This window comes from Desulfobulbus propionicus DSM 2032 (genome assembly GCF_000186885.1).
In the GTDB taxonomy this organism is placed as follows: domain Bacteria; phylum Desulfobacterota; class Desulfobulbia; order Desulfobulbales; family Desulfobulbaceae; genus Desulfobulbus; species Desulfobulbus propionicus.
This window is the reverse complement of the sequence record NC_014972.1, coordinates 1,525,512-1,538,461: the sequence shown is the minus strand read 5'-3', so window position 1 is coordinate 1,538,461 and position 12,950 is coordinate 1,525,512. Positions and strand designations below refer to the sequence as shown.

Annotated in this window: 9 protein-coding genes; all 9 read left to right on the top strand. The window is 61.0% G+C overall.

The window, feature by feature from the left end; all coding sequences use genetic code 11:
* Positions 1 to 10: 10 nt before the first annotated feature.
* The 9 genes from DESPR_RS06745 to DESPR_RS06700 all read left to right on the top strand — a co-directional run bounded on the left by DESPR_RS06745 (position 11) and on the right by DESPR_RS06700 (position 12,507).
* Positions 11 to 613 carry a 2-oxoacid:acceptor oxidoreductase family protein gene (locus tag DESPR_RS06745; RefSeq protein WP_015724058.1) on the top strand — a complete coding sequence of 201 codons (603 nt, stop codon included), beginning with the start codon at positions 11 to 13 and terminating at the stop codon, positions 611 to 613.
* Positions 610 to 3,990 carry an FAD-dependent oxidoreductase gene (locus tag DESPR_RS06740; protein ID WP_015724057.1) on the top strand — a complete coding sequence of 1,127 codons (3,381 nt, stop codon included), beginning with the start codon at positions 610 to 612 and terminating at the stop codon, positions 3,988 to 3,990. Before DESPR_RS06745 ends, DESPR_RS06740 begins: the two co-directional genes overlap by 4 nt.
* Positions 3,983 to 5,590: a hydrogenase iron-sulfur subunit gene (locus DESPR_RS06735; RefSeq protein ID WP_015724056.1), complete on the top strand. Its 1,608-nt coding sequence runs from the start codon at positions 3,983 to 3,985 to the stop codon at positions 5,588 to 5,590. The genes DESPR_RS06740 and DESPR_RS06735 overlap by 8 nt, the downstream gene beginning before the upstream one ends.
* Before the next feature lie 115 nt (positions 5,591 to 5,705).
* Positions 5,706 to 8,129, top strand: coding sequence for a CoB-CoM heterodisulfide reductase HdrA2 (gene hdrA2 / locus DESPR_RS06725; RefSeq protein WP_015724055.1), 2,424 nt, complete (start codon positions 5,706 to 5,708; stop codon positions 8,127 to 8,129).
* Positions 8,130 to 8,327: 198 nt separating this feature from the next.
* The gene (locus DESPR_RS06720; RefSeq protein ID WP_015724054.1) at positions 8,328 to 9,086 is read left to right on the top strand and encodes a DUF1538 domain-containing protein; all 759 of its coding nucleotides are present in this window, start codon (positions 8,328 to 8,330) and stop codon (positions 9,084 to 9,086) included.
* A gap of 15 nt (positions 9,087 to 9,101) precedes the next feature.
* Positions 9,102 to 9,893 (top strand): DUF1538 domain-containing protein, encoded by a 792-nt coding sequence (locus DESPR_RS06715; protein WP_015724053.1) that lies wholly within the window; start codon positions 9,102 to 9,104, stop codon positions 9,891 to 9,893.
* Positions 9,890 to 10,237, top strand: a complete 348-nt coding sequence (locus tag DESPR_RS06710) for a P-II family nitrogen regulator (protein ID WP_015724052.1) — start codon at positions 9,890 to 9,892, stop codon at positions 10,235 to 10,237. Before DESPR_RS06715 ends, DESPR_RS06710 begins: the two co-directional genes overlap by 4 nt.
* Before the next feature lie 60 nt (positions 10,238 to 10,297).
* Complete coding sequence (locus DESPR_RS06705; RefSeq protein WP_015724051.1) at positions 10,298 to 10,708, top strand: CBS domain-containing protein; 411 nt, start codon at positions 10,298 to 10,300, stop codon at positions 10,706 to 10,708.
* A gap of 86 nt (positions 10,709 to 10,794) precedes the next feature.
* Complete coding sequence (locus tag DESPR_RS06700) at positions 10,795 to 12,507, top strand: potassium channel family protein (RefSeq protein WP_015724050.1); 1,713 nt, start codon at positions 10,795 to 10,797, stop codon at positions 12,505 to 12,507.
* Positions 12,508 to 12,950 lie beyond the last annotated feature (443 nt).

Genomic DNA, 12,950 nt, shown 5'->3' with positions numbered 1-12,950 from the left:
GGGAAACACCATGAGCAAAAACGCACCATCCAGCCAGACCGAGATCATCGTCACCGGTTTCGGCGGCCAGGGCATCATTCTGGCCGGTCGGATCCTCGGCATGGCGGCCTCGCTCGGCGACAAGAAGGAATCCACCCTGGTCCAGGCCTATGGCCCGGAATCGCGCGGCGGCGCCTGCAATGCCCAGGTTATCATCTCCGACGTCCCGATCCATTACCCCTACGTCAACACCCCCAAGATCCTGGTGGCCATGTCCCAGGCCGGCTACGACAAATTCGCGCCAGCCCTGGTGCCCGAGTCGGTACTCCTGGTCGACCAAGACCTGGTCAACCCGGAAAACGCGCCCTGCGACCATTTCGCCATCGCGGCCACCCGCATGGCCGAGAATCTGGGCAACAAGATGATGGCCAACATCATCATGCTCGGTTTCTGTACCGCCATCACCAAGGCGGTTTCCAGCGAGGCCGCCCAGGCCACCATCCGCCAGTCAGTGCCCAAGGGCACCGAGGAACGCAACATCGAGGCCTTCACCAAGGGATTTGATTACGGTCTGTCCACCCTCAAGGGTCGGGAAAAACGGGCCGCCGGCCAGACAGGAGCCAAGGCGCAATGAAACGACAGAAAGAACGATTGTATCGGGTGATCGTCGCCGGCGCCACCCCGGAGGGCATCGCCGCCACCAACAAGCTGGGTGAACTGGGTATTCCAGTAACCCTGATCGATGGCGATCCCGACCTGGACCGCAAACTGGCGGCCGAAGAATACCGCCTGCCCTCCGGCTTGACCTTCAATTTTGCCCATCGACCGGGCCTGATCCGAATCATCCGCAACACCTCGATCCGCACCCTGCTGCCGGCACGAATTAGCTCTATCAAACACACCTCTCAGGGATTCAGTGTCCGCATCGATCAGGAGCAGACCTTTATCGACACCGACCGCTGCACCCTGTGCGGCAAATGCGTGGCCGCCTGCCCCGTGAACCATCCGGATGGCGGCCGGGCATTGCGCTACAACGCCCGCACCAGCCTGCCTGGCCGACCTTGGATCGACAAGCGTCGCCAGCCGCTCTGCCAGGAAAACTGTCCGCTGGGGGTCAATGCCCAAGGCTACATCGCCCTGGCCGCCCAAGGCAGATATGCCGAGGCCCTGGCCCTGATCCGCCGGGACAATGTCCTGCCCGGCATTTGCGGCCGGGTCTGCACCCATCCCTGCGAGGAAGCCTGTCGTCGCGGCGGAGTCGACGATCCGGTGTCGATTCGGGCGATCAAGCGTTTTCTCGCCGACTACGAAAGCACCGAGGCCGCCGCTCAGATCACGGCGGAGCAAACCGTGGCGAAACGGCCCGAGAACATCGCGGTGATCGGTTCCGGTCCGGCGGGGATCGCCGCCGCGGCCGACCTGGCGCGCAAGGGCTACGGGGTCACGGTCTTTGAAAAGGAGCCCGAGGTCGGCGGACTGCTCCGCTACGGCATCGGCGCCCATCGTCTGCCGCGTGCCATTCTCGACCGCGAGATCCACCTGATCGAACAGATGGGAGTCAACTTTGTCGCCAATCACCCCATTGATCTGGCCGCCGACCTTGATCGTCTGTCCCGGGAACACGATGCCCTGATCCTCTCCACCGGCACCTGGCAGGACCGGCGGATGGGTGTCGAGGGCGAGGATCTGCCGGGAGTGGAAGGATGCCTGGCGTTCCTGGCGCGCAAGGAATGGGAGGCACTGACCAGTCTACCGGAAAAGGTGGCGGTGATCGGCGACGGCAACTCGGCCTTTGACCTGGCCCGTACCCTGGCCCGCATGGGCGCCCAGGTGAGCATCGTTTCCTGGTTCGATGCCGAACACATCCCGGCCGATCCGGACGAGGTCCGCGAGGCGGTCGAGGAGGGGGTGACGATCATCGACGCCACCCAGGTGGTCGCCTTCCGGGGCGAAAACGGCCGCTTCAGTCACCTGGAATGCATGCGCACCCAACCGGGTAAACCGGACAGCCGCGGCATCGCCTGGCCGGTGGTGGCCGAGGGGCAGCAACCTGTTCAACGTGCCTTTGACCGCGCCTTCGTGGCCATCGGCCAGGTGGGCGGCTATACCGCCAAGAGCTTCGGCGGCCGGATCGCGGTCAGCGAACGCGGTTTCATCGAAACCGATCAGGAGTTGCACACCACCATGGCCCGGGTCTACGCCGCCGGCGACACGGTTTCCGGTCCTTCCTCGGTGGTCAAGGCCATGGCCACCGGGCGCAAGGCGGCGCGTGCCATCCACGCGGACCTCAGCGGCATCCGCGAGGAGAGTGCGGTGTCCCGGCCGAACGCCAAGGATTTCCGTTGTATTCCCGAGGATCTGCCCAAGCAACCGCGCACCCGTGTGCCCGAACTCCAGGCAGCCACGCGAATGCACAGTTTTCAGGAAGTGGCCACGGGCTTCACCCAATCCCAGATGGCGGCCGAGGCCAGCCGTTGCCTGCAATGCGGCGTGTGCTCGGAATGCCTGCAGTGCGTCGCCGCCTGCGGCGCGCTCAAGGCCATCGACCATTTCCAGGAAAAAGACGAGGTCGTCGAACAGTGCGGCGCGGTGATCGTCGCCGATCCGAACATCGCCCCCAACATCAAGGGCGACGACATCATCCGCGCCTATGGGCCCAAGGCGGCGCGGCCCAATGTCAACGACATGATCGTGCGGGGTTTTGACGCCGCCGCCCGTGCCATGCTGCTGCTGGGCGGCGCCTCCAACAAGACCAAGGGACACGGCCGCACGGTCTCGGTGCCAGACTCCGGCCTGTCGCCGGAGATCCGCATCGGTGTTTTTGTCTGCCGCTGCAACGACAGCCTGGGCTGGCTGGAAGGCATGAACGACTACCTCGAACAACTGGCCGCCACCGACCCGGACATCGTCCACACCGAGATGCTCGCCTCGGCCTGCGTGGAGGAAGGCTCCCAGGCCATCATCCATGCGGTGCGGGAAAAGGGGATCACCCGCCTGGTGCTCGCCTCCTGCGTCTGCTGCCCGCTCAATTTTGTGTGCAGCGCCTGTACCGATCAACGCAGCCGGTTGAAAAACAACCTGTTCCACGGTACCGGCATCAGCCGTTCCATGGTCGAGACCTGCAACCTGCGCGGCGAGATTCTCCGGCTGGTCGAATCCAATCCAGCATTGGCCCTGGACCGGTTCAAGGGATTGCTGCAACGCTCGATCAAGCGGACCCTGACCCTCAAGCCGCTGCCGACGGTGGACCGCAACTACAACTTTGCCGCCGCGGTCATCGGCAACTCCCAGGCGACCATCACCAGCGCCCTGACGCTGGCGGACAGCGATCACGAGGTCTTCCGTTTCGGGACCGCCGAGCAGCCGCTCACCGATCTGGTTGATCATGCCAATATCCACAACTTCCCGGACTGGAACGTCAAGGGCATCAGCGGCACCTTGGGTGACTTTCAGATATTGATCGAATCCGACGGCCACAGTCAGATCCTGCGGGCCGGCACGGTCATCCTCGGGGAAAAGGCCCGGCGGCGCATCGCCTACAGTCACCAGGAAGGACTGCCGAGCGCCCCGGTCGAGCCGCTGATGCAGGAGCGCGGGATCACCGGCATCCCCTTTGCCTATCCCTGCGCCACCTCGGTGCCCGGCCTGTATTTGGCCGAACCGCCGGACATCAACGTTTCCAAGCTAAAAAAGGGAACGGCGGCGGCGGTGATGGTGGCGGCGGCCATGCCGCGTGGCCCCCGCCAGTCCAAGGGATTCACCGCGGCCATCGACGACCAGCTGTGCCGCGGCTGCGGCCGTTGCGCCAATGTCTGTCTCTATCACGCGGTGACCCTGCAAGCCAACACCGTGGGGGGCTGGCACGCCCACATCGATGAAGCCCTGTGCAAGGGCTGCGGCAACTGCCTCTCGGTCTGCCCCACCGGCGCCGCCGACAGTCCCTACCGCAATCGGGCCTTTCTCGAACAGGCCCTTGAGGAGTTGCTCTCCAAGGACAGCGTCCATGAATAATCAAGCCAGTCACAACAAGTTGAATATCCTTCTTTTTCTCTGTAACTGGGGGGCCCATGCCGCCTTCCTCACCCTGCAGGATCAGCGCCGGCCCATTCCCGACGAGATCCGCATGGTTCGCACTCCATGCACCGGCCGCATCGACCGGGCAATGATGCTCAAGGCTTTTGCCAAGGGCGCAGACGGCGTCGCCCTGGTGGGTTGCGAACCAGGCACCTGCCGCTACGGCAGCGGCACCGCCACCTCCCAGCGCAACACCCAGGACGTGCAGAAGGTGCTCGATATCATGGGCCTGGGCGGTGACCGGTTGCGCTTCGCCGCCTTTCTCCCGGAAGAGTCGGAGCAGCTGCTCGCCTTTCTCCAGGAGTTCAGCTCCGATATTCGCGCCCTTGGGCCGGCCGGCATCGATCCCGTGCCGGTGGTTCCGGTCCCGGATGTGGCCGCCTGCAAGCAGGAACTGCAGCAGCTGGTCGCTACCTACGATATCCACGCCTGCCAGGATTGCGGCAAATGCACCTCGGCCTGCCCCCTGGCTCTGATCGGCAAATCCTTCTCGCCGCGTGCCATTGCCTCGGCGGTGATCACCGGCGGCATCCACGCGCCCGGCGTGCGCGAAAACGCCTGGTCCTGCCTGACCTGCGGTCTCTGCTATGAGCGCTGCCCCTCGGCGGTCAACTTTCCAGCCTTCATCAAGGAATTGCGCCACCTTTACCGGCAAACCGAACTCCCTGGCCAGGAGGTGCACGGCGGCTTTTTCCATTCGTTGATGCGCTCCATGAGCTCGCCCTCGATCACTCCCAAGCGATGGACCGAGCTGCCCGAGGACATTCGCGTCGATCCGCACAGTACCACCCTGTTTTTCGGCGGTTGCGCTCCCTATTACGATGTTTTTTTCGGCAAGCGCATGGAAGTGGAAACCAACCGGATTCTGATCGACAGCCTGCGGTTGCTGAACTTTTTCGACGTCGCCCCCCGCCTGCTGAGCGACGAGCGCTGCTGCGGCCACGACCTGCTCTGGTCCGGCGACCGGGAAAACTTTCTACGGCTGGCCCGGCTCAATGTCGACCAGCTCAATCAACTGGGCATCGAGACGGTGATCACCACCTGTCCCGAGTGTTTCATGACCCTGCGCACCACCTATGCCGAGCAGGGGCTGGAACCAAAATTCAAGGTGGTCCATCTCTATGATTTCCTTGAAGAACAGATTGACAAGGGAGCCGTCGGCTTCGAACCGTTTGACCATGCGATCACCTTCCAGGATTCCTGCCGCCTGGGCCGCCTGGAGGGGAGGGTCGATTTGCCGCGCAAACTGCTCAAACGGCTCAAACCCAAACAATTCGTGGAAATGAAGGAATCCGGCGGTGCCTCGATCTGCTGCGGCAACTGTGCCTGGACCGGCTGCGACAGCTACAGCAAGGCCATGCAGGTCAAACGGCTTCAGCAGGCGCACGCCACCGGCAGCGACCTGGTGGTCACCGCCTGCCCCAAATGCCAGATCCATCTCAAATGCGCCATGGAAGACCCCTTCCGCCGCGAACAGCTCAGCATCGAACTGATGGATTTGACCAGCGTTATCGCCCAGACCATCCGCTGGGAATAAGAAGATCGATCACCTGTAGCGGGACCGGTCCGCGAGGCAAACAACGAACCCCTCCCGACCAAAATCCTACAGACGAATAGACCAACAAGCTCATACGCTTTTTCGGAGAACAACCATGTCAAAACCTACTTCTGCCAAACCCGCCGGCGACCAGGAACCCCGCATCGGCGTCTATGTCTGCCACTGCGGCCTCAACATCGCCCAATCCGTCGACTGCCATCGTGTCGCCCAGACCGTGGAGAACGAGGACGGCGTCGTGGTGTCCAAGGATATCGTCTACGCCTGTTCCGAGCCGGGGCAGCAGCAGATCAAGCAGGACATCATCGACAATGGCCTCGACCGGGTGGTGATCGCCTCCTGCTCGCCGCGCCTCCATGAGGCGACCTTCAAGAAGATGATCGACGCGGTGGGCCTCAACCCCTACATGCTCGATATGGCCAACCTGCGCGAACAATGCTCCTGGGTGCACATGAACGACAAGGAGGGGGCGACCCTCAAGGCCGAGACCCTGGTCAACATGGCCATCAGCCGGGTACGCCACCTGGAGCCGCTGCACGAGGACACCCTCCCCCTGACCCCGAAGACCCTGGTCATCGGCGGCGGCGTGGCCGGGATCCAGGCGGCGCTCGACCTGGCTGACAGCGGCTATGACGTTACCCTGGTGGAGAAGAGCCCCTCCATCGGCGGCATCATGGCCCAGATCGACAAGACTTTCCCGACGATGGACTGCTCCATTTGAATCTTAGGTCCTAAGATGACGGATGTCGGTCGACATCCACGGATAAAGCTGTTGACGTTGAGCGAAGTGGTCGATGTAAAAGGATACGTCGGTAACTTCAAAGTAAAAATCATTAAGAAGGCGCGTTATGTTGATGAGACGAGCTGCACGGCCTGCGGTGAGTGCGCCAAGGTCTGCCCGGTGGTGCGGCCCGATGAGTTCAACATGGGGCTGGGATCGCGCAAGGCCATTTACTCGCCCTTTCCTCAGGCGGTGCCCTCCTCGTACCTGATCAACGCCAAGGAGTGCCTGGGCCACAACCCGGCGGTGTGCTCCAAATGCGTCGAGGTCTGCGCCAAGGGCTGCATCAATTTCCACATGTCGGACGAGGAGATCATCGAGGAGGTGGGCACGATCATCGTCGCCACCGGCCTGCAGCCCTACGACCCGACCGAAATGGACGAGTACGGTTACACCCGGTTTGACAACGTGCTGACCAGCCTGGAATTCGAGCGGTTGGTCAACGCCAGCGGTCCGACCAAAGGGTCCCTGGTGCGGCCTTCGGACAGAAACCACCCGAAATCGGTTGGGTTCATCCAGTGTGTGGGCTCGCGCTCGGCCAAGAAGGGCGGCCACTACTGCTCCAACATCTGCTGCATGAACACCATCAAATCGACCTTCATCATCAAGGAGCATTATCCCGATGTCGAGGTCAAGGTGTTCTATATTGACATCCGGGCCTTTGGCAAGGGGTTTGAAGATCTCTATACCCGCAGTCGCCGCATGGGTGCCCAGTACATCCGCGGCCTGCCCGGCTCTGTCGAGGAGCTTGATAACGGCAGCCTGCGGGTGGCGGTGGAAAATGCTGCCACTAGCAAACTCGAATTTCACGACCTCGACATGCTGGTGCTGGCCCAGGGAATAAAACCCGCGCCCTCGACCCAGCGCTTGCAGGAGATCATGGGGTTGCAGCTGACCTCGGACGGTTTCTACCTTGAAGCCCATCCCAAATTGCAGCCGGTGGATGCCGCCACCCGTGGCATCTTCTTTGCCGGCTGCGCTGAGGGCCCCAAGGACATTAAGGACAGCGTCACCCAGGCCTCGGCTGCGGCCATGCGGGCGATTCGGGTGATGCATAGAGGGGAGATCACCACCGAGCCAATCACCTCGACGATCATCGCCGAAAAGTGTAAGGCCTGCGGCAAGTGCGCCGAGGTCTGTCCGTATGGCGCGATCACCGTGGATGTGAAGAACAAGAAGCCGGCGGTGGTCAATTCGGCGGCCTGCGCCGGCTGCGGCACCTGCTCGGCCGAATGCCGGTTCGACGCTATCAGCATGAACCACTTCACCGACACCCAGATTCTTGGTCAGGTGGACACCATGCTCGATACGGCGCCGGAGTCGAAGATCCTCGCCTTTGCCTGCAACTGGTGCTCGTATGCCGGCGCCGATTATGCCGGTGTCTCGCGGTTGCAGTATCCGGCCAACGTGCACCTGGTACGGGTGATGTGTTCGGGCCGGGTGGATGAGAAGTTCATCTGGGAAGGCTTCCGCAAAGGTGCGCCGGTGGTGCTGGTCAGCGGCTGCCATATCGGCGACTGCCATTACATCGACGCCAACCACTGGACCGAGAAGCGGGTGGCCCGCATCCACAAGAAGATGGAAAAGATCGGCATCCGTCCGGAACGGTTGCAACTGGAGTGGATCAGCGCCGCCGAGGGCATCCGTTTTGCCGAAACCATGAAACGAATGGAACAGATCCGGCAAAGCGTGACCGCCGAGGAAATCGCCGAAACCCAGAACATTCTCAGCAAACTGTAAGAACAGCCCCATCCATGAACAAAAAAAAGCCGGGTCAATGACCCGGCTTTTTTTTGTTGCACAGTCGGTGTTGCACCCCCGGCCACTGTTTCAACGGTGGAGAAACAATCGAATTTATGATAGCATAAATTATAAGTTTCCCCATCGCCTGCGCCCTGCCGGCCTTTTTCAGGCGGACACTCGCAACGGAGCACATGAATGCCAGGCTTTCATCATCCGTTTGTCAGACACCTGCACTATGTCGCGAAGAAAAACTGGTCCGCTTGTGTCGATCTGGCGCCCATCGTCGCGGTCATCGCCTTTTTCCAGTTGTTCATCGTCCGCCAACCTCTGCCCGACTTTGACGAGATTGTGATCGGTGCGATGTTGGTCGTGGTCGGCTTGAGCATGTTCATCGAGGGACTGGAACGGGCACTCTTTCCCATCGGCGAGAACATGGCCTTTGCCCTGAGCCGCAAGGGCAGCCTGCCATGGCTGCTGATCTTCAGCTTTGCCCTTGGTTTTTCGACCACCGTGGCCGAACCCGCGCTGATCGCCGTCTCCGCCGAGGCCGCGGATATCGCCATGGAAGGCGGGCTGATTGAAAACAGCGTCAATTCGAGGAAAGCCTACAGCCTGGGGCTGCGTCTCACCGTCGCCTTTTCCGTGGGGTTCTCCATTCTCCTCGGGGTTCTGCGCATCCTGCGCAATTGGCCGCTCCATTACCTGATCATCGGCGGCTACTGTCTGGTCATGCTGATGACGCTGTTCGCGCCCAAGGAAATCATCGGCATTGCCTACGATGCGGGCGGCGTGACCACCTCGACCATCACCGTCCCCCTGGTTACCGCGCTGGGCGTCGGCCTGGCCACCATCATCCGGGGCCGCAATCCGCTCACCGACGGATTCGGCATGATTGCCTTTGCCTCGCTCCTACCCATGCTTTTCGTCATGGGATACGGCTTGATCGTTTTTTAACCAAGGGAGGAACGCATGCCCTGGATTATTGCTTTTGGCAAAGACTTTCTTCTCACCTGCCGCGACATCCTGCCTATCGTCCTACTGTTCGGTTTTTTTCAACTACTGGTGCTCAAACAGCGCATCCCCAACCTCACCTCCATCCTTGTCGGCACGGCCTACGTGATCATTGGCCTCACCCTCTTTCTCCTTGGCCTGGAGAAGGCGCTGTTCCCCCTGGGCAAGATCATGGCCGGCCAATTGGCGGCTCCTGGCTTTCTCCAGCGAGGGGCGGAAGCGGTCAATCTTACCGATTGGACCAATTACGGTTGGATGTATTGTTTTGCCGCCCTGATCGGTTTTTCCACCACCATTGCCGAACCTTCGCTGATCGCCATCGCCTTCAAAGCGCGCGATGTGTCTGGCGGCAGCATCAACCCCTGGGGATTGCGGGTGACCGTGGCCCTCGGCGTGGCCCTCGGCATCAGCCTGGGAACCTTCCGGATCGTCACCGGTACACCGTTGCATCTCTACATCCTGGCGGGGTATGTCATTGTCATGATCCAGACCTGCTTTGCCCCGAAAGCGATCATGGCCATTGCCTACGATTCCGGCGGAGTCACCACCTCGACCGTGACCGTACCCATTGTCGCTGCCTTGGGCCTCGGCCTGGCCACCGCCGTTCCCGGGCGCAATCCAGCGATCGACGGCTTCGGCCTGATCGCCTTTGCCAGTCTCTTTCCGATCATTACAGTCCTGGGGTATGGGCAATACGCCCGATGGTCATTGACCAGGGCCCAGAAAAAACAACAGGGAGCAACCTCATGAAATTTAAAGTGATTCTCGCCTCGGTCAAGACCGATATCACCGACACCGTAGTCGAGGCGGCCAAGGCTGCCGGGGCGACCGGCGCCACCATCATTCCGGCGCGCGGCACCGGCATGCGCGAAGCCAAGACCTTTTTCGGCCTCTCCCTGGAGGCGCCGACCGATATCGTCATGCTGCTGCTCGAGGAGCACATCGTTCGCCAGGTGCTGGCCGCCATTTCCGCGGCCGGCAAATTCGACCAGCCGGGAACCGGCATTGCCTTTGTCCTGCCCGTGGAATCGGTGGTCGGCCTGGAGAGCCAGTTGGAGCGATTCAAGCAGGAAGTCCGCGAACAATATTTCTAGCTCCCGGGCGATTGCCCCGTGGCGTCGCCTTCTTGTTTTCCCTCAACCCATGGAACCGGTATGAAAACACAAACAAACAGCATCATCCGCGTCAGGGAGGTGATGAGCACCCGGCTGATCACCATCGACGGCATGGCCACCGTCCGGGAAGCCGCGGCCACCATGCGCGCGGAACGGGTGCACAGCCTGTTGGTCAACAAACGGCATGCCGACGATGCCTGGGGTATTGTCTCGGTGCAGGATATTATCAACGGAGTGCTCATTCCGGGCAAGCGCGCCGAGGAGGTCAATGTTTACGAGATCATGACCAAACCGGTGATGACCGTGCCGGCGGACATGGACATCCGATACATTGCCCGCCTTCTGCACCGGGTGGGCATGCGGCGAGCGCCGGTCGAGGAGAACGGGCAGATTATCGGCATGGTCACGCTGAGCGCCCTGGTCCTGGACAACGACCTGTTTCTGCGGTAGGTACGGAACGTCGGGAGCTCCCTCCCCGCCGGCAGAGCGGCCGCAACGCTTCCCGGCCATCCATCACCGATCGAAGCGGAGCGATCATGAAATTCATTCCTTCCCAGTTGCTCTTCCTCCTCCAGGATCGGCGGGCACGGCGCAACATCCGTTCGCTGACCGAGTTCACCCTGTTCCTCTTTGTTCTGGTGGTGGTGTACAGCTACCTCTTCCATGTGATCATGGCCCATGAGGGCCGCGATTTTTCGATCATCACCGGCTTCTATTGGACCTTGACCGTGATGTCGACCCTGGGATTTGGCGACATCACCTTCAACAGCGACCTGGGCCGGTTATTTTCCATCGTGGTGCTGCTGTCCGGGATCATTTTCTTGCTGGTCATGCTGCCCTTTACCTTCATCCAGTTTTTTTACGCCCCCTGGCTGGAGGCGCAGAACAAGTCACGGGTGCCGAGGTTCCTGCCGCCCGAGGTCGACAACCATGTGATCATCACCTGTTACGATCCGATCGCCATCGCCCTGATCGAGCGGCTCAAACAGTACGGCCATGCCTATGTGATTCTTGAACCGGAGGTCCAGCAGGCCCTGGACCTCGTCGACCAGGGCTACAGGGTGCTGGTCGGGGAGCTGGATGACTCGGAAACCTACCGCCGGGCCCAGGTCGAGCAGGCGGCCCTGGTGGTGGCCCTGAATGACGACATGAAGAACACCAGCATCGTCTACACGGTACGGGAAATCGCGCCCCATGTGCCTATCGTGGCCAACGCCGACATGGAGGATTCGGTGGATATCCTCAGCCTGGCCGGATGCAGCCATGTATTTCAGTTCATGAACATGCTGGGCCAGTCGCTGGCGCGGCGGACCCTCGGCGCCCGCACCCGGTCCAACATTATCGGCCGGTTTGAAAATCTGGTCATCGCCGAGGCCCCGGCCATGCGTACGCCGCTGGTGGGACAAGCCATTCGGGAAACCGGTCTGCGCCCGTCCACGGGCATCAACATCGTCGGCCTGTGGAACCGGGGCCATTTCAGCCTGCCGCGACCGGAAACGGTGATTGAATCGAGCACCGTACTCGTCCTGGCCGGGTCCGAGGAACAATTGGCCGCCTACAGTACCTACGTTGGCGAGACCGATGCAGTGGATTCGGCACCGGCCCTCATTCTCGGCGGCGGCCGGGTGGGCAGGGCCGCGGTCAGCACCCTCAAGGAACAGGGCATGGCCTACCGGATCGTGGAAAAGAACCCGAGACTCAGCAAGGACCGGGAAAACTGCGTCATCGGCAGCGCCGCCGACCATCAAACGCTGATCAAGGCGGGTATCAACGAGGCCCCCTCGGTGTTCATCACCACCCACAACGACGACGTCAATATCTATCTCACCATCTACTGCCGCCGCCTGCGTCCGGATATCCAGATCATCAGCCGGGCCACTCTGGACCGGAACATCAGCGTGCTCCATGCGGCCGGAGCCGACTTGGTGATGTCCCACTCCTCCATGGCCGCCAACACCATCATCAACATCCTCACCCCGGACCGGGTGCTGATGCTCACCGAGGGGCTGAACATCTTCCGTTGTCGGGTACCCGCCGGGCTGGTCGGCAAAACCCTGCTTTCCAGCGGTATCCGCGAGACCACCGGCTGCAGTGTCATTGCCGTGTTCCGTGAGGGCAGCCTGCACATCAACCCCGATCCGTCCGAGCTCTTCACCGCGGCCGACGAACTGTTGATGATCGGCACCGCTCAATCGGAAAGAAGTTTTGCCGATAAATTTCCGGAAAAAAAAGGGAAATTCATTGATTGAACAACGAGTTGCAACACTGAGCAGAGAGAGGCGCGGACACCGAAAGGACATGATCCTCCCCTCACAGAATCTCACATGCCGTTCAAAGGGTTGGCGAACAAGTTCACGAACACAGCGGGCAAGATCGTTCACCAACACTCGGTCACGGTATTGAGCTACCCAACCAAAATGATATTCGATCTTGTATTTCGGGTGGGATGGCCTTGGCGATACTCCATGGTCGCCATGCATGTGTAAGTGAGCGGCTAACAGATACTACCCGTCTGAAGCCGGAGGGATACCATTGTTTTTCCAGAGGAAATAGAAACCAGGTCAGTGGTGAACGCACTAATGTTGCGAAAGGTGAAAAAATCGAAAAACTGTTTTCGACTTTGAAGGGGCTTTACAGGAGCAGAAAACGCGGTTCTAAATCTCGTGCAAGCAGGTGCAGAATCGCCCGCGAA

What these genes read in the sequence shown, in the direction of transcription:
- DESPR_RS06745 (WP_015724058.1), top strand. Translation starts at nt 11, where the DNA reads ATGAGCAAAAACGCACCATCCAGCCAGACCGAGATCATCGTCACCGGT.
- DESPR_RS06740 (WP_015724057.1), top strand. Translation starts at nt 610, where the DNA reads ATGAAACGACAGAAAGAACGATTGTATCGGGTGATCGTCGCCGGCGCC.
- DESPR_RS06735 (WP_015724056.1), top strand. Translation starts at nt 3,983, where the DNA reads ATGAATAATCAAGCCAGTCACAACAAGTTGAATATCCTTCTTTTTCTC.
- DESPR_RS06720 (WP_015724054.1), top strand. Translation starts at nt 8,328, where the DNA reads ATGCCAGGCTTTCATCATCCGTTTGTCAGACACCTGCACTATGTCGCG.
- DESPR_RS06715 (WP_015724053.1), top strand. Translation starts at nt 9,102, where the DNA reads ATGCCCTGGATTATTGCTTTTGGCAAAGACTTTCTTCTCACCTGCCGC.
- DESPR_RS06710 (WP_015724052.1), top strand. Translation starts at nt 9,890, where the DNA reads ATGAAATTTAAAGTGATTCTCGCCTCGGTCAAGACCGATATCACCGAC.
- DESPR_RS06705 (WP_015724051.1), top strand. Translation starts at nt 10,298, where the DNA reads ATGAAAACACAAACAAACAGCATCATCCGCGTCAGGGAGGTGATGAGC.
- DESPR_RS06700 (WP_015724050.1), top strand. Translation starts at nt 10,795, where the DNA reads ATGAAATTCATTCCTTCCCAGTTGCTCTTCCTCCTCCAGGATCGGCGG.